The sequence below is a fragment of the Streptomyces sp. NPDC002092 genome, assembly GCF_053593775.1.
The window spans coordinates 530,824-553,780 of record NZ_JBSFDG010000003.1; the positions used below are offsets into that span (position 1 = coordinate 530,824).

Consider the following 22,957-nt stretch of genomic DNA (forward strand, 5'->3'; position numbering starts at 1 on the left):
GCTTCGTCGCGTGAACTGATACAGAGCGGACCTATGCCTCTGTGTTCAGTATCCAAACAGTTTTGTTGATGCTCTTTGTTGGATTGTGATGTTGACGGATGTGAGGGGGCGATGTTCCAATGTGTTTGGTTCTGTTTGATGATTGATGTGGCTCGAATAGGGAGTCCGCAGTGAAGAAGACCTCGACCCGCCTGGCCGACGGTCGCGAGTTGATCTACTACGACCTGCGCGACGACAACGTGCGCGACGCGGTGGACCACCGGCCGCTGGAGCGGACCGTCACGACCTCCGAGATCCGGCGTGACCCGCTGCTCGGCGACGCCATCGCCGTCGCCTCGCACCGCCAGGGCCGCACCTACCACCCGCCGGCCGACGAGTGCCCGCTGTGCCCCTCCCGGGACGGCCGGCTGAGCGAGATCCCGGACTCGTCGTACGACGTGGTCGTCTTCGAGAACCGCTTCCCCTCCCTGGCCGGCGACTCGGGCCGCTGCGAGGTCGTCTGCTTCACCTCCGACCACAACGCGTCCTTCGCCGACCTCACCGAGGAACAGGCCGCGCTGGTCCTGGAGGCATGGACGGACCGTACGTCCGAGCTGTCGCATCTCCCCTCCGTGGAACAGGTGTTCTGCTTCGAGAACCGGGGCGCGGAGATCGGCGTGACGCTCGGACATCCGCACGGCCAGATCTACGCCTACCCGTTCACGACGCCTCGCACCGCCCTGATGCTGCGCCAGGTCGCCCAGCACAAGGAGGCGACGGGCGGGGAGAACCTCTTCGACGCCGTCCTGGAGAGCGAACTCGACGGTGAGCGGGTCGTCCTGGAGGGTGAACACTGGCTGGCGTTCGTGCCGTACGCGGCGCACTGGCCGTACGAGGTGCACCTGTACCCCAAGCGCCGCGTGCCCGACCTGCTCGGGCTGGACGAGGAGGCGCGCACAGAGTTCCCCAAGGTCTATCTGGAACTCTTGAGGCGCTTCGACCGGATCTTCGGCGAAGGTGAACCGCCCACGCCCTACATCGCGGCCTGGCACCAGGCCCCGTTCGGGGCGCTGGAGGACTTCGAGGGCGTCAACCGTGACGACTTCGCGCTCCACCTCGAGCTTTTCACCATCCGCCGCACCTCCGGCAAGCTGAAGTTCCTCGCGGGTTCCGAGTCCGGCATGAACGTGTTCATCAACGACGTGCCGCCGGAGCGCGCGGCCGAGCGACTGCGAGAGGTAGCGAGTTGATGAGCGGTAAGTACCTGGTCACCGGGGGCGCGGGCTATGTGGGCAGCGTGGTCGCCCAGCATCTGCTGGAGGCGGGCCACGAGGTCACGGTCCTCGACAACCTGACGACGGGCTTCCGCGAGGGGGTCCCGGCGGGCGCCGCCTTCATCGAGGGCGACATCCGCGACGCCGCCAAATGGCTGGACCCCTCCTACGACGCGGTCCTGCACTTCGCCGCGTTCTCGCAGGTCGGCGAGTCGGTCGTGAAGCCCGAGAAGTACTGGGAGAACAACGTCGCCGGCACCATGGCGCTGCTCGGCGCGATGCGCGAGGCCGGCGTCCGCAAGCTGGTCTTCTCTTCGACGGCCGCCACGTACGGCGAGCCGAAGGAGGTCCCGATCGTCGAGTCGGCGCCCACCTCGCCGACCAACCCCTACGGCGCCTCGAAGCTCGCCGTCGACCACATGATCACCGGTGAGGCGGCGGCCCACGGTCTGGGCGCGGTCTCGCTGCGCTACTTCAACGTGGCGGGCGCCTACGGCAAGCAGGGCGAGCGCCACGACCCCGAGTCGCACCTGATCCCGCTGGTGCTGCAGGTCGCGCAGGGCAGGCGGGACGCCATCTCCGTGTTCGGTGACGACTACCCGACCCCGGACGGAACCTGCGTCCGCGACTACATCCATGTCGCGGACCTCGCTGACGCCCACCTGCTCGCACTGAAGGCCGCCACCCCCGGCGAGCACCTCATCTGCAACCTGGGCAACGGCGAGGGCTTCTCGGTCCGCCAGGTCATCGAGACGGTCCGGCAGGTCACCGGCCACCCGATCCCCGAGGTCGTGGCCCCGCGCCGCGGCGGTGACCCGGCGGTCCTGGTGGCCTCGGCCGCCACGGCCCGCGAGAAGCTGGGCTGGAACCCGTCCCGCGCGGACCTCGCGGGGATCGTGGCGGACGCGTGGGAGTTCGCGCGGTCCATCAGCACAGTAAGGGAGCAGTAGTGGGCGCAGTGCAGGTGCGGGACGGTTTCGTGGAGCTCTACGGATCCGCGCCCGAGGGTGTCTGGTCGGCGCCGGGCCGCGTCAACCTCATCGGTGAGCACACCGACTACAACGACGGCTTCGTGATGCCCTTCGCGCTGCCGCACACCGCGATCGCGGCGGTCTCCCGCCGCACGGACGGCGTCCTGCGCCTGCACTCGGCGGACATCGAGGGTGACGCGGGCGGGGTCGTGGAACTTCGACTCGACGACCTGGCCCCGGAGTCGGACCGCAACTGGACCGCCTACCCGGCGGGTGTCGTCTGGGCCCTGCGCGAGGCCGGCCACGCGGTGACCGGCGCGGACATCCACCTGTCGTCGACGGTCCCGTCCGGCGCGGGCCTGTCCTCCTCGGCGGCGCTGGAAGTGGTCGTGGCCCTGGCCCTGAACGACCTCTTCGAACTGGGCCTGCAGCGCTGGCAGTTGGCCCGCCTGTGCCAGCGCGCCGAGAACGTCTACGTCGGCGCCCCCACCGGCATCATGGACCAGACGGCCTCCGCCTGCTGCGAGGAGGGCCACGCGCTGTTCCTCGACACCCGGGACCTCTCCCAGAAGCAGATCCCCTTCGACCTGGCCGCGGAGGGCATGCGGCTGCTGGTCGTGGACACCCGCGTCAAGCACGCCCACAGCGACGGCGAGTACGGCAAGCGCCGCGCGGGCTGCGAGCGGGGCGCGGCCCTGCTGGGCGTCGACGCGCTGCGGGACGTCCCGTACGCGGAACTCGACGCCGCGCTGGAGCGGTTGGGCGACGACGAGGAGGCGGTCCGCCTGGTCCGCCACGTCGTCACCGAGGACGAGCGGGTGGAGAAGGTCGTCGCCCTGCTGGAGGCGGGCGAGACCCGGGCGATCGGCCCGGTCCTGGTCGCCGGCCACGCATCCCTGCGCGACGACTTCCGCATCTCCTGCCCGGAGCTGGACCTGGTCGTGGACACGGCCCTCGCCTCCGGCGCCCTCGGCGCCCGCATGACCGGCGGCGGCTTCGGCGGCTCGGCGATCGTCCTGGCGGAGGCGTCCGACGTGGACACCATCACCAAGGCGGTCGAGGAGGCGTTCGCCTCCGGCGGTCACACGGCGCCCAGGGTGTTCGAGGCGGTGCCCGCGGCGGGAGCACGCAGGCTCAGCTGAGCCGTTTCGTCAGCGTGTATTCGGTGATCCCCGGCGGATAGTCGGGGATCACGCACACCACGTCGTACCCCTGCTTCCGGTAGAAGCCCGGCGCCTGGAAGTCCCAGGTCTCCAGCCGGGCCGATGTGCAGCCCCGCTCGTCGTGCGCGATGCGTTCCGCCTCCGCCAGCAGCCGTGAGCCCAGGCCCGCGCCCCGCCACCGCTCGTCCACCCACAGGAGGGCGACGTGCAGCCAGGTCGTCCAGGTGTGGCCCACCAGGCCCGCGGCCAGCTCGTCCCGCTCGTCCAACACCCAGACGTGGAGCGGACGTTCACGTTCGGCCGGGGTACCGCGCAGGGCGCGCAGCACGGGGGAGGCCTTCGTGTTGGTGTCGCGCAGCCGGGAACGGAGAAGATCGCGCCGGTTCCTGTCGACTTCTGTCTCAAGACGAAACATGCGGCTCACGATAAACGCGCCGGCCAGCCAGTTCTGCAAATTACCTTCCGCTCCTGGCCCCCGGCCGTACCCTGATGAACAGCACCGGTGGGGGCCGGTGCCGATCAGGGGGCGCGACAGTCGGGTTCGACGCCCGAAGTGGGGGTAGCAGTTTCCGCACGGCGGCGGTCGTGCGGTGTGCCGTTCCGGTCCCAGGTGGTCACAGACGACCTGGGATGCTTCGGGCGCCGTACCTGCGCCCGTCCCGTCTCCCGACTATGGGGTATCCCCTGCTCTTGGAGAGCTTGGGGAAGGGGGTTTCGTGGTTCGCATCCGAGTCCTGGTCGTCGACGACCATCGCATCTTCGCCGAGTCGCTCGCCGCCGCCCTTGCGGCCGAGCCCGACGTCGACGTCTCCGCCGCCGGCAGCGGTCCCGCCGCGCTGCGCAGCCTGGAGCGTGCGGCGGCCGAGGGCCGCCGCTTCGACGTGCTGCTCGTCGACTCCGACCTGGGCGGCAACGTGCCGGGCGTACGGCCCGCCGTGCCCGTCCAGGAAGGCAATGAGGAGGGGCTAGTCGACGGGATCTCGCTGGTCGCCGGAGTACGTTCCGGGCAGCCGGGCGTACGGATCGTCGTCCTCGCCGAGAAGGACGATCCGCGGCGCGCCGCACTCGCCCTGCAGGCCGGGGCCTCCGGCTGGGTCGCCAAGGACTGCTCGCTGTCCCGGCTGCTCAATGTCATCCGGGGCGTCCTGCGCGACGAGACCCATCTGCCGCCCGCCCTGCTCACGGGCGTCCTCAGGGAACTGACGGCCGCGCGCAAGCACCGCACCGAGAGCGAGCGGCTGGTGGAGTCCCTCACGCCGAGGGAGCGGGAAGTGCTGCGGTGCATGGTCGCAGGCCTCGGGCGCAAGGCCGTCGCCGAGCGCCTGTTCCTCTCCCCGCACACCGTCCGCACCCATATGCAGAACGTCCTCGGCAAACTGGGCGTCCACTCCACGCTTGCCGCGGTCGCGCTCGCGCGGCGCGCGGGGGTCGGTCCGGTCGAGCTGGGGCCCGCCGGACGAATCGGGGCGGAGGAGAGCAGCAGCGCCTGAAGAACGCGCCCCAGAGGGGCGCGGGGCTGCATTCGACATGCGGCTCCGCCGCGTGGGCGCGACAAGCCACAACGAACCCGCACCGAAACGACAACCCATCGCGGCACTACCCAAACGACTCTCCCAGCGGAGCGTCTAGCCAGGGATGTTGTCGAACGGCGCCGTCAGCTGCCGCAGCAGACCGGCGAGTTCACCCCGCTGGGCGCGCGACAGCTCGCCGAGAATCGCACGCTCCTGGTCGAGCAGTCCGGCCAGGGCCTGGTCCGCGCGGTCCCGGCCCTCGTCCGTCAGCCGCACCAGCACACCGCGGCGGTCGCTCGGGTCGGGCAGCCGCTCCACCAGGCCCTTCTTCGCCAGGCGGTCGATGCGGTTCGTCATCGTGCCCGAGGTGACCAGAGTCTGCGTCAGCAGCTGCCCAGGGGAGAGCTGATACGGCGTGCCCGCGCGCCTGAGCGCCGTCAGCACGTCGAACTCCCAGGGCTCCAGGCTGTGCTCGGCGAAGGCCAGCCGGCGCGCCCGGTCCAGATGCCGGGCCAGTCTGCTCACCCGGCTGAGCACCTCGAGCGGTTCCACGTCGAGGTCCGGACGCTCCCGGCGCCACGCTGCGACCAGTCGATCGACCTCGTCCTCCATGACGATCAGTGTAGTGGTTGTGTCGATGTGAAGTCTCTTGACATCAAGTCTCTTGACATCGAGAGATGTGGGCGGGGAAGGTAGGGAGACATGAGCACCCCCACCTGGGACCCCACCCAGTACCTCCGCCACGCCGGCCACCGCGCCCGCCCCTTCGCCGACCTCCTGGCCCGCATCCCGGCCCTGCCCACGCAGCCGCCCCGCGTCGCCGACCTGGGCTGCGGCCCGGGCAACGTCACCGTGTTCCTGGCCGACCGCTGGCCCGCCGCCCACATCACCGGCTACGACAACTCGCCCGAGATGCTCGACAAGGCCCACGTCGACCACGCAGGACCCACCCCCGGCGGCGGCCGCCTCGACTTCGCCCCCGCCGACGCCCGCACCTGGGCACCCGACGAGCCGTACGACCTGATCGTCAGCAACGCCACCCTCCAGTGGGTCCCCGGCCATGCACAGCGCTTCGGGGAGTGGATCGCGGGCCTGAAACCCGGCGGCACCTTCGCCTTCCAGGTCCCCGGCAACTTCGGCGCCCCCAGCCACCGGCTCATGCGCGAGCTCGCCCACTCCGCCCGCTGGAAGGACCGCCTCGCCGACACCCTCCGCCACGACGACGCCGTCCTCGCGCCCGAGACCTACCTGGAGCAGCTGACCGCCCTCGGCTGCGCGGCGGACGTCTGGGAGACGACGTACATCCATCTCCTGACCGGCGAGGACCCGGTGCTCGACTGGGTGAAGGGCACCGGCCTGCGACCGGTCCTCACCGCCCTCGCCGACGACCCGGCGGCCCGGGACGCCTTCCTGGACGAGTACCGGACGGCCCTGCGGGAGGCCTATCCGGCCGGGGCGCACGGTACGGCCTTCCCGTTCCGCCGGATCTTCGCCGTGGCCCACAAGGAGGCATGAGTCGTGATCACCGCCGTCGACCACGTCCAGCTCGCCGCACCGTCCGGCTCCGAGGACCGGCTGCGGGCGTACTACGCCGGCGTCCTCCAGATGGCCGAGATCCCCAAGCCGCCGGTGCTCGCGGCGCGGGGCGGCTGCTGGTTCCAGGCAGGCTCGGTGCAGCTGCACCTCGGGATCGAGGACAACTTCCGGCCCGCGAAGAAGGCGCACCCCGGGCTGCGGGTCACCGGGATCGAGCACTACGCCGCCCGGCTGCAAGGTCACGGGGCCCAGGTGGAGTGGGACGAGAACCTGCCTGGCCACCGGCGCTTCTACTCCGAGGATCCCGTCGGCAACCGGCTGGAGTTCCTTGAAAAGGCGACCGCTGTTTGAGCCCGCCCGCGGCGGTCACCCGCTGAGGTGACAACGACGCCGAACCCGGCAAGGGGTGACGAACGTGGCGAAGGAAGAGAAGGCCAGGGGCAAGAAGGAACAGCTGAAGGGCAAGGCCAAGGAAGCGACGGGTCGCGCCGTGGGCAACGAGCGGATGACCGCCGAAGGCAAGGCCGACCAGATGAAGGGCGACGCACGCCAGGCGAAGGAGAAGGGCAAGGACGTCTTCAAGCACTGAGCGGGGCACACCCCAGGGCGCCGGGAGTCAGCTCTTCCGGCGCCCGATCAGGTGCGGCTTGGCTTCCAGCCCGTCGAGGCCGTGCCACGCCAGGTTCACCAGATGCGCCGCCACCTCAGCCTTCTTCGGACGGCGCACGTCCAGCCACCACTGGCCGGTCAGGGCGACCATGCCGACCAGGGCCTGCGCATACAGCGGAGCCAGCTTCGGGTCGAAGCCGCGCAACTTGAACTCGCGGCCCAGGATGTCCTCCACCTGGGTGGCGATGTCCGAGATCAGTGAGGCGAAGGACCCCGTCGACTGCGGGATGGGCGAGTCACGGACCAGGATGCGGAAACCGTCCGTGTACTCCTCGATGTAGTCCAGGAGTGCGAACGCCGCCTGCTCGCACAGCTCACGCGGATGGCCGGCCGTCAGGGAACTGGTCACCATGTCCAGCAGGCGCCGCATCTCACGGTCCACCACCACCGCGTACAGCCCCTCCTTGCCGCCGAAGTGCTCGTACACCACCGGCTTGGACACCCCGGCCTTCGCCGCGATCTCCTCCACCGACGTGCCCTCGAAGCCCTTGGCTGCAAACAGGGTGCGACCGATCTCGAGCAGCTGCTGACGGCGCTCGGCCCCCGTCATCCGGGTGCGACGCGCTCGCCGCGGCTTCTCATTCGTCGGGGTGCTGCTGGAGTCGGTCGCCACGGCGTCAATCATGCCGCCTTCGCCGACTCCTTCCGGGGCCCAGAGCCCTCCTGGCCGGTGTTACGGCGTGAATCGATACGCGAGCGTGACGGCCAGCGCACGTCGTACGCCCAGCCGAACGCCTCGAACCAGCGGATGATGCGCGCCGAGGAGTCCATTTGCCACCACTCCACACCGTGCCGCGCGGAGGTCGGGTCGGCGTGGTGCATGTTGTGCCAGGACTCTCCGCAGGACAGCACCGCGAGCCACCACACGTTGCCCGAACGGTCACGCGACTTGAAGGGCCGCTTGCCGACCGCATGGCAGATCGAGTTGATGGACCAGGTCACATGGTGCAGCAGAGCCACCCGAACGAGTGAGCCCCAGAAGAACCCGGTGAACGCACCCCACCAGGACATCGTCGCCAGACCACCGATCAGCGGCGGCAGAGCCAGCGACAGCGCCGTCCAGAACACGAACTGGCGGGAGATCGCACGGATCGCCGGGTCCTTGATCAGATCCGGCGCGTACTTGTCCTGTGGCGTCTGCTCCTCGTCGAACATCCAGGCGATGTGCGCCCACCACAGGCCCTTCATCAGCGCCGGGACCGTCTCCCCGAACCGCCACGGAGAGTGCGGATCGCCCTCCGCGTCGGAGAACTTGTGATGCTTGCGGTGGTCCGCCACCCAGCGGACCAGGGGCCCCTCCACCGCCATCGACCCCATGATCGCGAGCGCGATCCGCAGAGGACGCTTGGCCTTGAAGGAGCCGTGCGTGAAGTACCGGTGGAAACCGATCGTGATGCCGTGGCAGCCCAGGTAGTAGAAGAAAACCAGCATGCCGAGGTCCAGCCAGCTCACCCCCCATCCCCACGCCAGCGGCACCGCGGCGACCAGCGCGAGGAACGGGACGGTGATGAAGAGCAGCAGCGTGATCTGCTCGATCGAGCGCTTCTGCTCCCCGCCCAGCGTGGCGGAGACGGACGTGTCGCCGGTCGCCTTCGGGGCGTCTCCGATCACATCGGAGCTAGTGGTCATGGGCGTCCCCTGTGGGGTCGAGGGTTGAGGGTGTGATGCCGGGGTAGGCCATCGAAACCGTGCCCGATTTCCATTACGACGGTCCCTACGGTTCCGTAACCTACGGCGTCGTAAGTATGGCAGCGAGTCGCCCGGCGGCAAGAGCCCGAAATCATGCGCGTCCGCATGGACACCTATCCTGGAGTCGGTCGGACAGCGCGGTCCGCTCTGAATTCCTTTCCCGGATGTCAGGGCCGTATGCGGCGCCCGCCGCGCGGCCCCGGGCACCGGGTTCCCCTCCCGGACGAGCTTCAACACTGCAAGGAGCCGCACCTGTGAGCAGTGCCGACGACCAGACCACGACGAGCAGCGAACTGCGCGCCGACATCCGGCGCCTGGGCGACCTCCTCGGCGAGACCCTCGTGAGGCAGGAGGGCCCCGAGCTGCTGGAACTCGTCGAAAAGGTCCGCCGCCTCACCCGCGAGGACGGAGAGGCCGCCGCCGAACTGCTGCGCGGCACCGAGCTGGAGACCGCGGCCAAGCTGGTCCGCGCCTTCTCCACCTACTTCCACCTCGCCAACGTCACCGAGCAGGTGCACCGCGGCCGCGAGCTGCGCGCCAGGCGCGCCGCCGAGGGCGGCCTGCTGGCCCGTACCGCCGACCGGCTGAAGGACGCCGACCCCGAGCACCTGCGCCAGACGGTCCGCCACCTCAACGTGCGCCCCGTGTTCACGGCGCACCCCACCGAAGCCGCGCGCCGGTCGGTCCTCAACAAGCTCCGGCGCATCGCCGCACTCCTGGAGACCCCGGTCATCGAGTCCGACCGCCGCCGCTACGACACCCGTCTGGCCGAGAACATCGACCTCGTATGGCAGACCGACGAACTCCGCGTCGTCCGCCCCGAGCCCGCCGACGAGGCCCGCAACGCCATCTACTACCTCGACGAACTCCACGCCGGAGCCGTCGGCGACGTCCTGGAGGACCTGACCGCCGAACTGGAGCGCGTCGGCGTCAAGCTCCCCGACGACACCCGCCCCCTCACCTTCGGCACCTGGATCGGCGGCGACCGCGACGGCAACCCCAACGTCACCCCCCAGGTCACCTGGGACGTCCTGATCCTCCAGCACGAGCACGGCATCAACGACGCCCTGGAACTCATCGACGAACTCCGCGGCTTCCTGTCGAACTCCATCCGCTACACCGGCGCCACCCAGGAACTCCTCGACTCCCTCCAGGCCGACCTGGAACGCCTCCCCGAGATCAGCCCCCGCTACAAGCGCCTCAACGCCGAGGAGCCCTACCGCCTCAAGGCCACCTGCATCCGGCAGAAGCTGGAGAACACCAAGCAGCGCCTCGCCAAGGGCACCCCGCACGAGAAGGGCCGCGACTACCTCGGCACCAGCGAGCTCCTTCAGGACCTCACCCTCATCCAGACCTCGTTGCGCGAGCACCGCGGCGGCCTCTTCGCCGACGGCCGCATGAACCGCACCATCCGCACCCTCGCCGCCTTCGGCCTCCAGCTCGCCACCATGGACGTACGCGAACACGCGGACGCCCACCACCACGCCCTCGGCCAGCTCTTCGACCGCCTCGGCGAGGAGTCCTGGCGCTACGCCGACATGCCCCGCGACTACCGCGCCAAGCTCCTCGCCAAGGAACTCAGGTCCAGAAGGCCGCTGGCCCCCACCCCGGCCCCCGTCGACGCACCCGGCGAGAAGACCCTCGGCGTCTTCCAGACCGTCAAGCGGGCCCTGGAGGTCTTCGGACCCGAGGTCGTCGAGTCGTACATCATCTCCATGTGCCAGGGCGCCGACGACGTCTTCGCCGCCGCCGTCCTCGCCCGCGAGGCCGGCCTCATCGACCTGCACGCCGGCTGGGCCAAGATCGGCATCGTGCCCCTGCTGGAGACCACCGACGAGCTCAAGGCCGCCGACACCATCCTCGAGGACATGCTCTCCGACCCGTCCTACCGGCGCCTGGTCGCGCTGAGGGGCGACGTCCAGGAGGTCATGCTCGGCTACTCCGACTCCTCCAAGTTCGGCGGCATCACCACCAGCCAGTGGGAGATCCACCGCGCCCAGCGCCGACTGCGCGACGTCGCCCACCGCTACGGCGTACGGCTGCGCCTCTTCCACGGCCGCGGCGGCACCGTCGGCCGCGGCGGCGGCCCCTCCCACGACGCGATCCTCGCCCAGCCCTGGGGCACCCTCGAAGGCGAGATCAAGGTCACCGAACAGGGCGAGGTCATCTCCGACAAGTACCTCGTACCGTCCCTGGCCAGGGAGAACCTCGAACTCACGGTCGCGGCCACCCTCCAGGCCTCCGCCCTGCACACCGCCCCCCGCCAGTCCGTCGAGGCACTCGCCCGCTGGGACGCCGCCATGGACGTCGTCTCCGACGCCGCCCACGCCGCCTACCGCAACCTCGTCGAGGACCCCGACCTGCCCACGTACTTCCTCGCCTCCACACCGGTCGACCAGCTCGCCGACATGCACCTGGGCTCGCGGCCCTCCCGCCGCCCCGGCTCGGGCGTCTCCCTCGACGGACTGCGCGCCATCCCCTGGGTCTTCGGCTGGACCCAGTCCCGGCAGATCGTCCCCGGCTGGTTCGGCGTCGGCTCCGGCCTCAAGGCACTGCGCGAGGCGGGCCTGGACACCGTGCTCGACGAGATGCACGAACAGTGGCACTTCTTCCGCAACTTCATCTCCAACGTCGAGATGACCCTCGCCAAGACCGACCTGCGGATCGCTTCCCACTACGTCGACACCCTCGTCCCCGACGAACTCAAGCACGTCTTCGACACCATCAAGGCCGAGCACGAACTGACCGTGCGCGAGGTGCTGCGGGTGACCGGGGAGAACGAACTGCTCGACGCCGCCCCGGTGCTGAAGCAGACCTTCGCCATCCGCGACGCCTACCTGGACCCGATCTCCTACCTCCAGGTCACCCTCCTCAAGCGCCAACGCGACGCCGCAGCCGCCGGCGAACAGCCCGACCCGCTGCTCTCCCGCGCCCTCCTGCTCACCGTCAACGGCGTGGCAGCGGGCCTGCGCAACACCGGCTGACCCAGACATGGGGGTGCCCCCGGGCTCGTACGAAGCCCGGGGGCACCCCCATGCCGTACGTCAGGCCTTGCGCCGACGCACCACCAGATAACCGCCACCGGCCACCAGCGCGGCCGCGACACCCGAGAGCAGGCCCACCGGAGCAGTGCTACCCGTCTCCGCCAGGTCACCACCGGAGCCACCCTGCGGGGACGCGGAAGAAGCCCCGGACGAAGGCGAAGAACCGGGCGACGACGGAGACGACGACGGAGAGGCCGAGGAAGACGCCGACGGCGACGGCGTCGAACCGCCGCCGCCCTGCGAGTCCTTGCAGTCCGTCCAGAACACCTTGTGCTTGGCGGCGCCCTTCTCACCGTCGAAGTTCCAGAACAGCTTGTAGTGCCCATCGGGCAGCGACATGTTCGCCGTACGGCCATGACCCTCGGCGTCGAGCGTGATGGCGCCGGTCTTCACCGTCTTGCCCTTCACACCGGCCGTCGGAGCCCAGGCCTCGATGTGCCAGTCGACCTGCTGGACCGCGTCAAAACCGAACGCGTCCAGATAGAACGTGCAGACGTGCGGCTCGTTCCGCTTCAGCTCCTCGCCGGTAGTGGCGTCATGGATCTTCACAGTCCCGTTGTCACCGGGAACAGTGGCGTGAGCGGCAACAGGCGCCGAGAACAGCGCCGCCGCGGCGACGGCGGACAGCGCGCCGGCGCGGATGAGGGTAGGCATGAGGCAAGTCCATCTTCGAGTTACGGACGGGAAGATGTGGAGGGGGCGGCTCAGCATCCAGCCACGACTGACCCAAGGTCAATCACGAACAGACAACACTCACGCTCTCCACAAGACGGAGAACGGGAAAACCCGTCAGATAGTCACGAAAGCTGCCGTCAGCAACACGACCCCCGACCCCGCCATGACCCACCCGGCCCGCGTCCGCCCCAGCCCCCCGGCCACCACCACCGAAGCCAGCAGCAACGCCCCGCCGAACGGAACCCACGCATACAGAACCCCCGCCGGCCCCGACCTCACGACCTCATCGCTGCCCGGCTTCACCACCACTGTGTACGTCCGCCCCTTACGCACCGCAACCGTCTTCTCGATGACCACCCGGTCACGACCCGAAGACCCCTGCGAAATCGGCGTATAGCGACCCGAACACGAATCGTCCCCGCACCGCGCCACCTCGATCGTGCCGCGCTCCCGCCCCTTCGTGAGCATCACATACGGAGCCGTCCGCCACGACGCCCACACCCCGGCGATCAGAATCACCACCGCAACCGCACCCATCGCCGCAAACCGCCCGAACCGCAAAGCGGCAACCGAAGCCCGGCGCGAAACCCGACGGGACGAGGCGGCAATGGCAGGCATGGCCGGGATCATTGGCCATGCCCCCACACCAGGTCAACTCCGGTGGGGGACAAGTCAGGAGTTGTACGTGCTTTGCGCCCGCTCCAACCCCTCGATCACCAGACACTCCACCGCATCCGCCGCCCGGTCCACGAAATAGTCCAGCTCCTTGCGCTCGGCGGACGAGAAGTCCTTCAGCACAAAATCGGCGACCTGCATACGACCAGGAGGCCGCCCGATCCCGAACCGCACCCGGTGATACTCCGCCCCGAACGCCTTCGTCATCGACTTCAACCCGTTGTGCCCGTTGTCCCCACCACCGAGCTTCAGACGAAGAGTGCCGTAATCGATGTCCAACTCGTCATGCACGGCCACGACATTCGCCACCGGCACCTTGTAGAAATCCCGCAGCGCGTTCACCGGACCACCGGAGAGATTCATGTACGACATCGGCTTCGCCAGAATCACCCGCCGATTCGCCGGACCCACAGGCCCGATCCGCCCCTCCACGACCTGCGCCTGAGCCTTCCCCGCCCGCTTGAACCTCCCCCCGATCCGCTCGGCCAGCAGATCCGCCACCATGAACCCGACGTTGTGCCGGTTCATCGCGTACTCGGGCCCCGGATTTCCTAGGCCGACGATCAGCCAGGGGGCGTTGGCAGGGGTGGTCACGTCCATGTCTCCTTGTACGCGCCAGCCGCTGCCCCCTGAGGGAACAGCGGCTGAACGAAACGACGACGGTGAGGATCAGGCCTCGGCGGTCTCTTCGCCCTCGGCACCCTCGCCCTCGGCGGCCTCCTCGGCCTGCGCGGCCAGAACCTGCAGCACGACGGCGTCATCCTCGACCGCCAGCTTCGTGCCCTTCGGCAGCGTGATGTCCTTCGCCAGGACGGAGTCACCGGCCGCCAGGCCCTCGACGGACACCGTGACGGACTCCGGGATGTGCGTGGCCTCGGCCTCGACCGGCAGCGCGTTCAGCACGTGCTCCAGCAGGTTGCCACCCGCAGCCAGCTCACCCTCGGTGTGCACCGGGATCTCGACCGTGACCGTCTCGCCGCGCTTGACCAGCTGCAGGTCGACGTGCTCCAGGAAGCCCTTGATCGGGTCACGCTGAACCGACTTCGGGATCGCCAGCTCCTTCGTCTTGCCGTCGATGTCCAGAGCGATCAGGACGTTCGGCGTACGCAGCGCAAGCAGCAGGTCGTGACCCGGAAGGGTCAGGTGCAGCGGGTCCGAACCGTGGCCGTACAGGACACCGGGAACCTTGCTGTCACGACGGATACGACGGGCCGCACCCTTACCGAACTCGGTACGGGACTCAGCGGAGATCTTGACCTCGGACATGATCACTCCTCGTGGAAAACAGGAACGGACGTGGTCACCCGGCCACGAACGGCCTGCTACGAAGAGCGCGTCGATAACGGACCGCCATACCCCGCCAAAAACGGGTACGGCCTCCCTCGCCGAGCAACTGCAACAGTCTACTCGGCCAAGGAGGCCACACCCAAAACGATCTACACCAGAGCCAACGCCCCCCGGCGCAGAACCCTTACTGCTCGTCGAACAGGCTCGTCACCGAACCATCTTCGAACACCTCACGCACCGCACTCGCAATCGTCGGCGCGATCGACAACACCGTGATCTTGTCCAGATCCCGGCCCAGCTCAGCCGGCGTCGGCAGCGTATTCGTGAACACGAACTCACTCACCCGCGAGTTCTTCAGCCGGTCCGCCGCGGGCCCCGAAAGCACACCATGCGTCGCCGTCACGATGACATCCTCGGCGCCGTGCGCAAACAGCGCATCGGCCGCGGCACAGATCGTGCCACCGGTGTCGATCATGTCGTCGACCAGGACGCAGACCCGGCCCTTGACCTCACCCACGACCTCATGGACGGTGACCTGGTTCGCCACGTCCTTGTCACGACGCTTGTGCACGATCGCCAGCGGAGCACCCAGACGGTCACACCAGCGGTCCGCCACCCGCACCCGGCCGGCGTCGGGGGAAACCACCGTCAGCTTGGCCCGGTCGACCTTCTGGCCCACATAGTCCGCAAGCAGCGGAAGAGCAAACAGGTGATCCACCGGCCCGTCGAAGAAGCCCTGAATCTGGTCCGTGTGCAGATCCACGGTCAGAAGGCGGTCCGCACCCGCCGTCTTCATCAGATCAGCCACCAGCCGCGCCGAGATCGGCTCACGACCACGGTGCTTCTTGTCCTGCCGCGCGTAACCGTAGAACGGCACGATGACGGTGATCGACCGCGCCGAAGCCCGCTTCAACGCATCGATCATGATCAACTGCTCCATGATCCACTGGTTGATCGGAGCAGTATGGCTCTGGATCACAAAGCAGTCCGCGCCACGCGCCGACTCCTGATAACGGACGTAGATCTCACCGTTCGCGAAGTCGAAAGCCTTCGTCGGGACGACGCCGACCCCCAGCTGCAGGGCGACCTCCTCGGCAAGCTCGGGGTGGGCGCGGCCGGAGAAGAACATCATCTTCTTCTCGCCGGTCGTCTTGATCCCGGTCACAGCTGTCTCCTCAGAGGTGTCTCAACTGGGTGTGCACTTATCACGGTACGCCGTGTCCGGCGCACCCGTTTCCGGTCAGTCCTCGCTCTCGACCTGCCGAGACACCGCCTCGGCCGCCTGCGCCGCCGCGCTCCCCGGACGCTTACGAACCACCCAACCCTCGATATTCCGCTGCTGACCACGGGCCACAGCCAACGAACCGGGCGGCACATCCTTCGTGATCACGGACCCCGCAGCGGTGTACGAGCCGTCCCCGACAGTGACAGGAGCCACAAACATATTGTCCGCACCCGTCCGGCAATGCGACCCGACTGTCGAGTGGTGCTTCTCCTGACCGTCGTAGTTCACGAACACGCTGGCGGCACCGATGTTCGTGTAGTCGCCGATCGTCGCGTCACCGACGTACGAGAGATGCGGGATCTTGGTCCCCTCGCCGATCGAGGCGTTCTTCGTCTCGACGTACGTACCGATCTTGCCCTTCGCACCCAGCCGCGTCCCCGGACGGAGATAGGCGAACGGGCCCACCTTCGCCTGCGGCCCGATGTGAGCGCTGTCCGCCACCGTGTTGTCGACACGAGCCCCGGCGTCCACACGGGTGTCGGTGAGACGGGTGTTGGGCCCGACCTCCGCACCCTCACCGAGGTGGGTGGAGCCGTGCAGCTGCGTGCCAGGGTGGACGACGGCGTCCTGCTCGAACGTCACGGTCACATCGACCCAGGTTGTCGCCGGATCGATCACGGTGACGCCGGCGAGCATGGCGCTGGTCAGCAACCGGTCGTTCAGGATGCGACGGGCCTCGCTCAGCTGCACACGGTTGTTGATCCCGGCGATCTCACGGTGATCACCCGCGACCGAGGCCCCCACACGGTGACCGGCCTCCCGGAGGATCCCGAGGACGTCCGTCAGGTACTCCTCGCCCTGGCTGTTGTCCGTACGGACCTTCTTGAGCGCGTCCGCCAGCAGCAGACCGTCGAACGCGAAGACCCCGGAGTTGATCTCACGGATCCTGCGCTGCGTCTCCGTGGCGTCCTTGTGCTCCACGATCTCGGTGACGGCACCGGTCGCCTCGTCGCGGATGATCCGGCCGTAGCCGGTGGCGTCCGGGACCTCGGCGGTCAGCACGGTCACGGCGTTCGAGTCGGCGGAGTGCGTCGCGGCGAGCTGCCGGAGCGTTTCACCGGTGAGCAGCGGGGTGTCGCCGCACACGACGACGACCGTGCCGTCGACACTGCCGCCGAGCTCGTCAAGGGCGATACGTACGGCGTGCCCCGTGCCGTTCTGCTCCGCCTGCACCGTGGTGCGTACGGCGGGGTCGGTCTCCGCGAGGTGCGCGGTGACCTTCTCGCGGGCGTGCCCGACCACGACGACGAGGTTCTCGGGGTCCAACTCACGGGCGGCGGCGAGCACATGCCCCACGAGGCTGCGGCCACAGATCTCGTGCAGGACCTTGGGTGTGGCCGACTTCATACGGGTGCCCTCACCCGCTGCGAGAACGACGACGGCTGCCGGGCGAATGGCGCTCACGGGGTTGCCCTTCGGCTGTGGAGTGAGTGGGGACATCCGCAGGATACCGGGGCGTTTCTTGGGGGACATGGGAGCGGGCCCTGACAGTGCTGTCAGGGCCCGAACTCAGGTCTTGTGAGCTGTGAGCTCCCCCGCAAGGATTCGAACCTTGTCCTGCTGGTACCAAAAACCAGTGTGCTGCCAGTTACACCACGGGGGACAGCGCTTCAGACCTTACCGGAGACGTGCCTGCGCCTGAGCCACGATTCCGTTCCACCAGCCCTCAATGCGGTTGTACAGGTCAGCGCTTCTTGCTACCCCGATGACCAGGCAACCGTGGTAGTCGTCGCCGGTGTTCTTCCGGAGGGTCTTCGGGTTGTGCTTCTTGAGCGTCGGCTTGGCGAAGACCGAAGCGTCGACCTCGGCGATCTCCGCCCAGAAGCGGTGCGCAGCGTCGATGTCGGCGGACTCGTGGATGAGCACGCGGAAGCCCAGGCGTTCCCGGTTCACGTCGAGTAGGTCCAGCCAGGCGAGGTAGGTCTGGATCACGCCCGGGTCGCTGTTCACGAAGATGGCGCGCTCTCGGCGGTCGTAGGGCTTGCTCTTCGATCCTTCGGCCCAGTACAGCGCGACTCCCGCCATGAAGAGTTCGCGGTCCGTCAGCTCGCCGATTTCCCTGCGGGCGCCGAGCTTGGTCTTCTTGCGTTCTTCGTTGTCCGCTGCGCGTCGCCTCGCCAGCCCTTCCTGCATGAGGGCCCGCTGTTCCTCCGGTGTGTATCGAGGCTTGGGCCTTGGCAGATCTCGAACCCAGAGCGAGACCGAGCTCCTGGAGCACCCCAGCTCCGCTTCGATCTGGTCGTACGTCCAGCCTTGCAGTCGCAGCTCCCGTGCCTTCTCGCGCAGATCGTCCTTGGCGTTCGGGCGCTTGGTCCACTCTGGGGCGGCTCCCCCTTCACCAACTGGTTGAGGATGTCGTTGTTGAAGATCTTCAGCTCGTCGCGGATCTGCCGAAGGCTGTAGCCCTCGCGCCGCAGCGCGACCGCCCGCTCCCGTAGTCCCTCGAAGTCGGCGTATTTGCCGTGTGAATGTGCCATGGGCATACCGTCGGGGCGGAATCCGGGCTTCCGGGGTCGAACAGTGCGCGGTTCAGCAGTTCGAGGGATATCGGTCGGTTTCGCTTACGTTCGGTTACGGACTGTGGTGTAGACCCATCGCGGAAACTCGCCGGAAAACGGGGCGCGGGCGCCCTTAGGCTGGAGGCATGACCACGACGGGGGAAGAGCGCGCGGCGGCCCGGGGAGGGCCGTGGTGGTGGGCCAGGTGGCGCAGTGCGGCGTTGGATGCCGGCCTTGCAATGGCGTCCGCGGTGGAGTGTGCGTTCGAGGGGGTTCGGTTCGCGCGGGATGCGGGGATTCCCCTCGTCGCGGGGGTTGTGTTCGGGGTGTTGGCGGGTTCGGCGCTGCTGGTGAGGCGGCAGTGGCCGATTGCCGTTGTGCTGGTGTCGATCGCCATTACGCCGGCTCAGATGGGCTATCTGATGGGGATCGTCGGGCTGTACACGCTCGCCGCTTCCGAGTTGCCGCGGCGGATCATCGGGTCGCTGGCGGGAATGTCGCTGGTCGGCATGTTGATCGTGATGTTCGTGCGGGTGCGGCAGGACATGGACAAGGGGTCCTGGGATCTGGGGGACTGGTTCGTTCCGTTCGCTGCGATCACCACTGCGATCGGGATGACTGCGCCGCCTCTGCTTCTCGGGCTTTACGTCGGGGCTCGGCGTCGGCTGATGGAGAGCTTGCGGGAGCGGGCGGACAGTCTTGAGCGTGAGTTGCAGTTGCTGGCCGAGCGGGCCGAGGAGCGGGCCGAGTGGGCGCGGAACGAGGAGCGGACTCGGATTGCGCGGGAGATGCATGACGTTGTCGCGCATCGGGTGAGCCTGATGGTTGTGCATGCGGCTGCGTTGCAGGCCGTTGCCCGTAAGGATCCCGAGAAGGCCGTCAGGAACGCGGCGCTGGTGGGGGACATGGGGCGGCAGGCGTTGACCGAGTTGCGGGAGATGCTCGGGGTGCTGCGGAGTGGGGACGGGGGGCGGGGGACCGAGCGGTCCGTTCCCTTGGCGGCGGTGGGGGTGGCCGCTGCGGCGGCGGCTTCGAAGGCGGTGGATGAGGGGGAGGGGCCGTGCCTGGAGGAGTTGGAGGAGCTTGTCGGGCAGTCGGCGGCTGCGGGGATGGTGGTGGCTCTGTCCGTGGAGGGGGATGTGCGGTCGTATGCCGCTGAGGTGGAGCAGACGGCGTATCGCGTGGTGCAGGAGGCGTTGACGAACGTCCACAAGCATGCGGCGGGTGCGAAGACGTATGTGCGGCTTGCGCATCGGGTGTCTGAGATTGCGATGCAGGTGGAGAACGAGCCGCCGCCGGAGGTGGCTTCGGCGTCGTCGGCGCGGTTGCCGTCCGGGGGGAACGGTCTGGTGGGGATGAAGGAGCGGGTGACCGCGCTGGGTGGGGTGTTTGTGTCGGGGCCGACGGATGCGGGGGGTTTCCGGGTGTCGGCGGTGATTCCGGCGGCGTAGCGGCCTTCCCGTGTCCGGGGGTCAGCCGGCTGTCAGTCGTACGGGTTCGATGCCTGAGATGAGGGCGCCGAGGGCTTGGTCGATGTCGGGGCCGAGGTACCAGTCGCCTGTGTGATCGAGGGCGTAGATGCGGCCTTCGGTGTCGACGGCGAGCAGGGAGTGGGTCTGTGTCTCGGTGCCGAGGGGGCTGACTTCGGTGTCGAGGGCGCGGCCGAGGTCGTTGAGGGTGCGGGCCATGTGGAGGCCGTGCAGGGGGTCGAGGTGGAGGGCTGCGGGCGCGATCTGGCGGCCGGGTCCGGTGGGTGTGATGTGGAGGCCGCCGAATTCGGCCCAGGCTTCTACGGCGGCGGGGAAGACGGCGTGGCGGTGGCCTGCGGGTGAGGTGTGCTCGCGGAGGGCGTCGGCCCAGATCTCGGCCTGTTTTATGTCCCAGCGTCCGGGTTGCCAGCCGGCGGCGCGGAGGGCGGCGTCGACGGGTACGGGGAAGCGCGTGGTCGAGGTGCGGTCGGGGTGCATCTGCCCTTCGATCGTCGAGTTCGCTGAGGTCACGGTTCGGCGCGGGGCCGCTGTCCTGCTGGTGGGGGTGGGGGGTTCAGCCGTCTGTTGCGGCGGGGTCGACGATGCGGACGCCGTAGTGGGCGCTGAGGGCGGTGCAGGCGCGGCAGGGGGTGGCGAAGCTGCCGTGGAGGGGGTCGCCGTCCTCGCGGATGCGGCGGGCGGTGAGTTTGGCCTGTTTGAGGGCTTTGCGGGCTTCGCCGTGGGTCATGGGTTTGCGGGTGGCGCGTTTGCTGCGGGCGGCGTCGGCGGCGGCTATGTGGCGGGAGATGAGGATGGTTTCGGCGCAGCGGCCGGTGAAGCGGTCGCGTTGGGCGCTGGGGAGGGTGTCGAGGAAGTCCTGGACGAGTGGGTGCAGGGGTGGGGGTTGGTCGCCGCGGGCGGCGGTGCCGGTGAGGGTGGCGCCGCGGACGGAGAGGGCGGCGGCGATGGTGGGGAGTATGCCGTCGCGGCGGTGGAGGAGGGTGGGTGCGTGGGGGGTTTCGGTGGCGCTCCAGCCGATGCGGGGGTCGCCGGACGGCCCGGTGTGCGGTGCCGTGTGTGGTCCCGTCTGCGTCGTGTTCATGATCGTCTTCCCCTCCCGAGCCTCCCCCGGAGGTCACAGAGTGCCAAATGCCGTGGCTGGTGCGGAAGCTGGGGCGGTGCGACACGCCCGGGTTTGGGCGGGCTGTCACGGCGGGGTGACGGCTGGTCACGGAAGCGGAGGGTGGCTGCCCGGTGCCCGGTGACCGGTGCGGTCGTACCGCATAGGCTGTCGGCACCGCGATCCACGCGGCGGACGTGTGGAGAGGGTTGTACAGGAGATACGGGGCGGGTTGGCCGGTGGCGGTCATCGCGGTCCGTCACGAACGCCGCAGGGGGCAAGCGCCATGACGACAGGTCGGCTCGGGCAGCAAGCCGCGCCGCCGAACGCGGCTTACGCCGGTCAGGTCGTGCATTTCCCGGATCCGGTCCGGGCGGCACGTCACCCGAGAGGGGTACGTGTGGATGAGCGCGGTTACCCCGACTTCTCGCCTTATGCGCGTGCTGCTGCGGAGATCGCGGAGCCGCCGGAGGGTTTCGGTGTCGACGAGTTGCGGCTGACGGACTATGTCTCGGCGAATGCGGCGCTTGCGGCCTCCGGTCATGAACTGTGGGACACGGTGCCTTCGGTTGCGACGCCGCATGGCTGGACGTGGCATCACGTGGTGGGGTCGCGGCGGCTGGAGTTGGTGCCGGTCGAGGTGAAGGCGTTGCTGCGGCATCACGGTGGGATCGCGACGGCGGCGGTGGATCATGGCAAGCGGGGGACGCGGCCGTTGCAGGAGACGCGGCCGGCGCATTTCGGGTTGCCGAAGTCGGGTGTGGCGGTGACGGAGTCGCAGGTGCAGGGGGTCGAGGAGGACCTCGGGTATCGGCTGCCGGGTGCGTACCGTTCGTTTCTGAAGGCTGCGGGTGGGTGTGCGCCGGTGGGTGCGGCGCTGGATGCCGAGTTGGGGCTGTTGGTCGACCAGCCGTTCTTCACGGTGCGGGACGAGGCGGCGGTCAATGATCTGGTCTACGTCAACAAGTGTCTGCGTGACCATCTGACCAAGGATTACTTGGGTGTTGGGTTTGTGCAGGGCGGGTTGCTGGCGTTGAAGGTGAAGGGCGAGCGGCCCGGTTCGGTGTGGTTCTGTGCGTATGACGACGCGCGGGATGTGGATCCTTCGTGGGCGCCGGCGGATCGGGTGGAGCGGTTGTTGCTGCCGTGCGGTGAGGACTTCGACGCGTTCTTGTCGCGGCTTGCGGGCAATCCGCCGGAGTTGGAGACGGTGGCGAATCTGATGGTGGACGGCGGGTTCGCGCATTCCGTTCCGGTTGCTTCCGTCTCTTCGGCGGGGGAGTGAGCGTTGCGATGGTGACCTTCGCGCAGGCGCAGGAGCGCGCCGAGGAGTGGATCAACGGGGATGTGCCGGCGTATCAGCATCGTGAGGTGCGGGTGCGGGAGTTCGGGCTCGGGTTCGTGGTGTGGGCCGAGGACCGGGCGGAGGGGCCGCGTTCGGACGGGGGTCTGCAGCGGCTGGTGATCGCCCGGGACAGCGGTGAGGCGACGCTGTGGCCGTCGCTGCCGGTGGGTGAGGTGATTCGCCGGTACGAGGAGGAGTACGGCCGGCGGGACGAGGCCGCGGAGCCGGTGCCGACGGCTTCGGCGCGGGTGGATCTGAATCAGACGTCGTTCCTGCTGAGTCCGCCGGAGTGGTTGCAGGAGGCGGCGGACAAGCTGGGGATGGCGGATCGGCCAGGCGGTGCGGCTGCTTCGTCGGGTGGCGGTGCGGGGTGGCCGGAGGCCGGGGCGGGGGGTGAAGCGCCGAGTGCGGCCGCGGGGCCGACTCCCTGGGCCGGGACGGACACCAACGGTGGTGGCGAGGACCTTTCCGTTCCGCTGCCGGCGACCGTGTTCGCGCCGCCGCTGAACGATGGGGGCGAGGAGACACCGTCGGACGCCGAGACGGCGCTGATGGCGGGCGGCAGCGGGCTTCCGCGGACGACGCAGGAGCGGGCGCCGGCTGAGCCGGGGGCTCCGGGTGGCCCGCCTGCGGCGGCGCCGGGGTACGGGTATCCGCAGGGTGCGGCGGTGCAGGGGGCGCCGTCGTATATCGGGTCGCGGAAGAGTGGCGCGTCAGCCACGGGGGTCACAGGGGTCTCCCTTGTTCGTGCTCGTGGTTCGTGCTCG

22 protein-coding genes, 1 tRNA gene and 2 pseudogenes are annotated in these 22,957 nt (G+C 68.8%); 11 read left to right on the forward strand and 14 right to left on the reverse strand.

Going from position 1 to position 22,957, the window contains the following annotated elements; translation table 11 throughout:
- The first annotated feature begins 170 nt into the window (after nucleotides 1-170).
- Genes galT through galK form a run of 3 tightly spaced genes read left to right on the forward strand, consistent with a single transcriptional unit; the run spans nucleotide 171 to nucleotide 3,366 of the window.
- Nucleotides 171-1,229 carry a galactose-1-phosphate uridylyltransferase gene (gene galT, locus ACWCRD_RS09880; RefSeq protein WP_450965393.1) on the forward strand — a complete coding sequence of 353 codons (1,059 nt, stop codon included), beginning with the start codon at nucleotides 171-173 and terminating at the stop codon, nucleotides 1,227-1,229.
- Entirely contained in the window at nucleotides 1,229-2,203 is a 975-nt protein-coding gene (gene galE / locus ACWCRD_RS09885) for a UDP-glucose 4-epimerase GalE (RefSeq protein WP_450965394.1), read from the forward strand. The genes galT and galE overlap by 1 nt, the downstream gene beginning before the upstream one ends.
- The gene (galK, locus tag ACWCRD_RS09890) at nucleotides 2,203-3,366 is read left to right on the forward strand and encodes a galactokinase (protein WP_450965395.1); all 1,164 of its coding nucleotides are present in this window, start codon (nucleotides 2,203-2,205) and stop codon (nucleotides 3,364-3,366) included. The genes galE and galK overlap by 1 nt, the downstream gene beginning before the upstream one ends.
- Here galK and ACWCRD_RS09895 read toward each other — a convergent pair.
- Nucleotides 3,359-3,802, reverse strand: coding sequence for a GNAT family N-acetyltransferase (locus ACWCRD_RS09895; protein ID WP_450965396.1), 444 nt, complete (start codon nucleotides 3,800-3,802; stop codon nucleotides 3,359-3,361). The two genes, galK and ACWCRD_RS09895, sit on opposite strands and share 8 nt — an antisense overlap.
- Before the next feature lie 301 nt (nucleotides 3,803-4,103).
- Here ACWCRD_RS09895 and ACWCRD_RS09900 point away from each other — a divergent pair, with 301 nt between their 5' ends.
- Nucleotides 4,104-4,877, forward strand: coding sequence for a LuxR C-terminal-related transcriptional regulator (locus ACWCRD_RS09900; RefSeq protein WP_450965397.1), 774 nt, complete (start codon nucleotides 4,104-4,106; stop codon nucleotides 4,875-4,877).
- Nucleotides 4,878-5,012: 135 nt separating this feature from the next.
- On the opposite strand, the gene tamR is transcribed toward ACWCRD_RS09900, so the two are convergent.
- The gene (gene tamR / locus ACWCRD_RS09905; RefSeq protein WP_450700478.1) at nucleotides 5,013-5,510 is read right to left on the reverse strand and encodes a MarR family transcriptional regulator TamR; all 498 of its coding nucleotides are present in this window, start codon (nucleotides 5,508-5,510) and stop codon (nucleotides 5,013-5,015) included.
- Between the two features lie 90 nt (nucleotides 5,511-5,600).
- On the opposite strand from tamR, the gene ACWCRD_RS09910 reads away from it, so the two are divergent.
- The 3 genes from ACWCRD_RS09910 (at nucleotide 5,601) to ACWCRD_RS09920 (ending at nucleotide 7,023) form a co-directional block, all read left to right on the forward strand.
- Complete coding sequence (locus ACWCRD_RS09910) at nucleotides 5,601-6,413, forward strand: trans-aconitate 2-methyltransferase (RefSeq protein ID WP_450965398.1); 813 nt, start codon at nucleotides 5,601-5,603, stop codon at nucleotides 6,411-6,413.
- A gap of 3 nt (nucleotides 6,414-6,416) precedes the next feature.
- Nucleotides 6,417-6,785, forward strand: a complete 369-nt coding sequence (locus ACWCRD_RS09915; protein ID WP_450965399.1) for a VOC family protein — start codon at nucleotides 6,417-6,419, stop codon at nucleotides 6,783-6,785.
- Nucleotides 6,786-6,849: 64 nt separating this feature from the next.
- Nucleotides 6,850-7,023 (forward strand): CsbD family protein, encoded by a 174-nt coding sequence (locus tag ACWCRD_RS09920; RefSeq protein ID WP_450965400.1) that lies wholly within the window; start codon nucleotides 6,850-6,852, stop codon nucleotides 7,021-7,023.
- Between the two features lie 27 nt (nucleotides 7,024-7,050).
- On the opposite strand, the gene ACWCRD_RS09925 is transcribed toward ACWCRD_RS09920, so the two are convergent.
- Nucleotides 7,051-7,728, reverse strand: a complete 678-nt coding sequence (locus ACWCRD_RS09925) for a TetR/AcrR family transcriptional regulator (protein ID WP_365843936.1) — start codon at nucleotides 7,726-7,728, stop codon at nucleotides 7,051-7,053.
- Nucleotides 7,725-8,732 (reverse strand): acyl-CoA desaturase, encoded by a 1,008-nt coding sequence (locus ACWCRD_RS09930; protein ID WP_450965401.1) that lies wholly within the window; start codon nucleotides 8,730-8,732, stop codon nucleotides 7,725-7,727. The genes ACWCRD_RS09925 and ACWCRD_RS09930 overlap by 4 nt, the downstream gene beginning before the upstream one ends.
- A 314-nt stretch (nucleotides 8,733-9,046) precedes the next feature.
- Between ACWCRD_RS09930 and ppc the strand changes: the two genes are divergently transcribed.
- Complete coding sequence (ppc, locus tag ACWCRD_RS09935; RefSeq protein ID WP_450965402.1) at nucleotides 9,047-11,776, forward strand: phosphoenolpyruvate carboxylase; 2,730 nt, start codon at nucleotides 9,047-9,049, stop codon at nucleotides 11,774-11,776.
- Nucleotides 11,777-11,836: 60 nt separating this feature from the next.
- Here the strand turns inward: ppc and ACWCRD_RS09940 are convergent, their stop codons facing one another.
- The 8 genes and pseudogenes from ACWCRD_RS09940 to ACWCRD_RS09975 all read right to left on the reverse strand — a co-directional run bounded on the left by ACWCRD_RS09940 (nucleotide 11,837) and on the right by ACWCRD_RS09975 (nucleotide 18,235).
- A complete protein-coding gene (locus ACWCRD_RS09940; protein ID WP_450965403.1) occupies nucleotides 11,837-12,490 on the reverse strand; it encodes an LPXTG cell wall anchor domain-containing protein in 654 nt (217 codons plus the stop codon).
- Nucleotides 12,491-12,625: 135 nt separating this feature from the next.
- On the reverse strand, nucleotides 12,626-13,141 hold the full coding sequence (locus ACWCRD_RS09945; protein ID WP_450965404.1) for a hypothetical protein: 516 nt from the start codon (nucleotides 13,139-13,141) through the stop codon (nucleotides 12,626-12,628).
- 42 nt (nucleotides 13,142-13,183) lie between these two features.
- Nucleotides 13,184-13,786, reverse strand: a complete 603-nt coding sequence (gene pth / locus ACWCRD_RS09950) for an aminoacyl-tRNA hydrolase (RefSeq protein WP_115907713.1) — start codon at nucleotides 13,784-13,786, stop codon at nucleotides 13,184-13,186.
- 69 nt (nucleotides 13,787-13,855) lie between these two features.
- Nucleotides 13,856-14,452 carry a 50S ribosomal protein L25/general stress protein Ctc gene (locus ACWCRD_RS09955; RefSeq protein ID WP_450965405.1) on the reverse strand — a complete coding sequence of 199 codons (597 nt, stop codon included), beginning with the start codon at nucleotides 14,450-14,452 and terminating at the stop codon, nucleotides 13,856-13,858.
- Between the two features lie 205 nt (nucleotides 14,453-14,657).
- On the reverse strand, nucleotides 14,658-15,638 hold the full coding sequence (locus tag ACWCRD_RS09960) for a ribose-phosphate diphosphokinase (protein ID WP_450965406.1): 981 nt from the start codon (nucleotides 15,636-15,638) through the stop codon (nucleotides 14,658-14,660).
- Nucleotides 15,639-15,713: 75 nt separating this feature from the next.
- On the reverse strand, nucleotides 15,714-17,162 hold the full coding sequence (glmU, locus tag ACWCRD_RS09965; RefSeq protein WP_450965407.1) for a bifunctional UDP-N-acetylglucosamine diphosphorylase/glucosamine-1-phosphate N-acetyltransferase GlmU: 1,449 nt from the start codon (nucleotides 17,160-17,162) through the stop codon (nucleotides 15,714-15,716).
- 126 nt (nucleotides 17,163-17,288) lie between these two features.
- Nucleotides 17,289-17,361: transfer RNA gene (locus ACWCRD_RS09970), tRNA-Gln, on the reverse strand.
- Between the two features lie 14 nt (nucleotides 17,362-17,375).
- Nucleotides 17,376-18,235: pseudogene (locus ACWCRD_RS09975) on the reverse strand (hypothetical protein).
- 167 nt (nucleotides 18,236-18,402) lie between these two features.
- Between ACWCRD_RS09975 and ACWCRD_RS09980 the strand changes: the two are divergent.
- Complete coding sequence (locus tag ACWCRD_RS09980; protein WP_450965408.1) at nucleotides 18,403-19,707, forward strand: sensor histidine kinase; 1,305 nt, start codon at nucleotides 18,403-18,405, stop codon at nucleotides 19,705-19,707.
- 21 nt (nucleotides 19,708-19,728) lie between these two features.
- Here the strand turns inward: ACWCRD_RS09980 and ACWCRD_RS09985 are convergent, their stop codons facing one another.
- Nucleotides 19,729-20,223, reverse strand: coding sequence for an SUKH-3 domain-containing protein (locus ACWCRD_RS09985; RefSeq protein WP_450965423.1), 495 nt, complete (start codon nucleotides 20,221-20,223; stop codon nucleotides 19,729-19,731).
- Between the two features lie 76 nt (nucleotides 20,224-20,299).
- The gene (locus tag ACWCRD_RS09990; protein WP_450965409.1) at nucleotides 20,300-20,827 is read right to left on the reverse strand and encodes a YwqJ-related putative deaminase; all 528 of its coding nucleotides are present in this window, start codon (nucleotides 20,825-20,827) and stop codon (nucleotides 20,300-20,302) included.
- Between the two features lie 304 nt (nucleotides 20,828-21,131).
- Here ACWCRD_RS09990 and ACWCRD_RS09995 point away from each other — a divergent pair, with 304 nt between their 5' ends.
- On the forward strand, nucleotides 21,132-22,130 hold the full coding sequence (locus tag ACWCRD_RS09995) for an SMI1/KNR4 family protein (RefSeq protein ID WP_450965410.1): 999 nt from the start codon (nucleotides 21,132-21,134) through the stop codon (nucleotides 22,128-22,130).
- A gap of 8 nt (nucleotides 22,131-22,138) precedes the next feature.
- A pseudogene (locus ACWCRD_RS10000) lies at nucleotides 22,139-22,957 on the forward strand (SUKH-4 family immunity protein); the annotation flags it as partial.

Excerpts from the sequence above, each read along its gene's own strand:
- ACWCRD_RS09945 (WP_450965404.1), bottom strand. The coding sequence starts at position 13,141 with ATGATCCCGGCCATGCCTGCCATTGCCGCCTCGTCCCGTCGGGTTTCG.
- ACWCRD_RS09940 (WP_450965403.1), bottom strand. The coding sequence starts at position 12,490 with ATGCCTACCCTCATCCGCGCCGGCGCGCTGTCCGCCGTCGCCGCGGCG.
- ACWCRD_RS09925 (WP_365843936.1), bottom strand. The coding sequence starts at position 7,728 with ATGATTGACGCCGTGGCGACCGACTCCAGCAGCACCCCGACGAATGAG.
- pth (WP_115907713.1), bottom strand. The coding sequence starts at position 13,786 with ATGGACGTGACCACCCCTGCCAACGCCCCCTGGCTGATCGTCGGCCTA.
- ACWCRD_RS09910 (WP_450965398.1), top strand. The coding sequence starts at position 5,601 with ATGAGCACCCCCACCTGGGACCCCACCCAGTACCTCCGCCACGCCGGC.
- ACWCRD_RS09985 (WP_450965423.1), bottom strand. The coding sequence starts at position 20,223 with ATGCACCCCGACCGCACCTCGACCACGCGCTTCCCCGTACCCGTCGAC.
- galE (WP_450965394.1), top strand. The coding sequence starts at position 1,229 with ATGAGCGGTAAGTACCTGGTCACCGGGGGCGCGGGCTATGTGGGCAGC.
- ACWCRD_RS09955 (WP_450965405.1), bottom strand. The coding sequence starts at position 14,452 with ATGTCCGAGGTCAAGATCTCCGCTGAGTCCCGTACCGAGTTCGGTAAG.
- ACWCRD_RS09995 (WP_450965410.1), top strand. The coding sequence starts at position 21,132 with ATGACGACAGGTCGGCTCGGGCAGCAAGCCGCGCCGCCGAACGCGGCT.
- ACWCRD_RS09930 (WP_450965401.1), bottom strand. The coding sequence starts at position 8,732 with ATGACCACTAGCTCCGATGTGATCGGAGACGCCCCGAAGGCGACCGGC.
- ACWCRD_RS09990 (WP_450965409.1), bottom strand. The coding sequence starts at position 20,827 with ATGAACACGACGCAGACGGGACCACACACGGCACCGCACACCGGGCCG.
- ACWCRD_RS09980 (WP_450965408.1), top strand. The coding sequence starts at position 18,403 with ATGACCACGACGGGGGAAGAGCGCGCGGCGGCCCGGGGAGGGCCGTGG.
- tamR (WP_450700478.1), bottom strand. The coding sequence starts at position 5,510 with ATGGAGGACGAGGTCGATCGACTGGTCGCAGCGTGGCGCCGGGAGCGT.
- ACWCRD_RS09895 (WP_450965396.1), bottom strand. The coding sequence starts at position 3,802 with ATGTTTCGTCTTGAGACAGAAGTCGACAGGAACCGGCGCGATCTTCTC.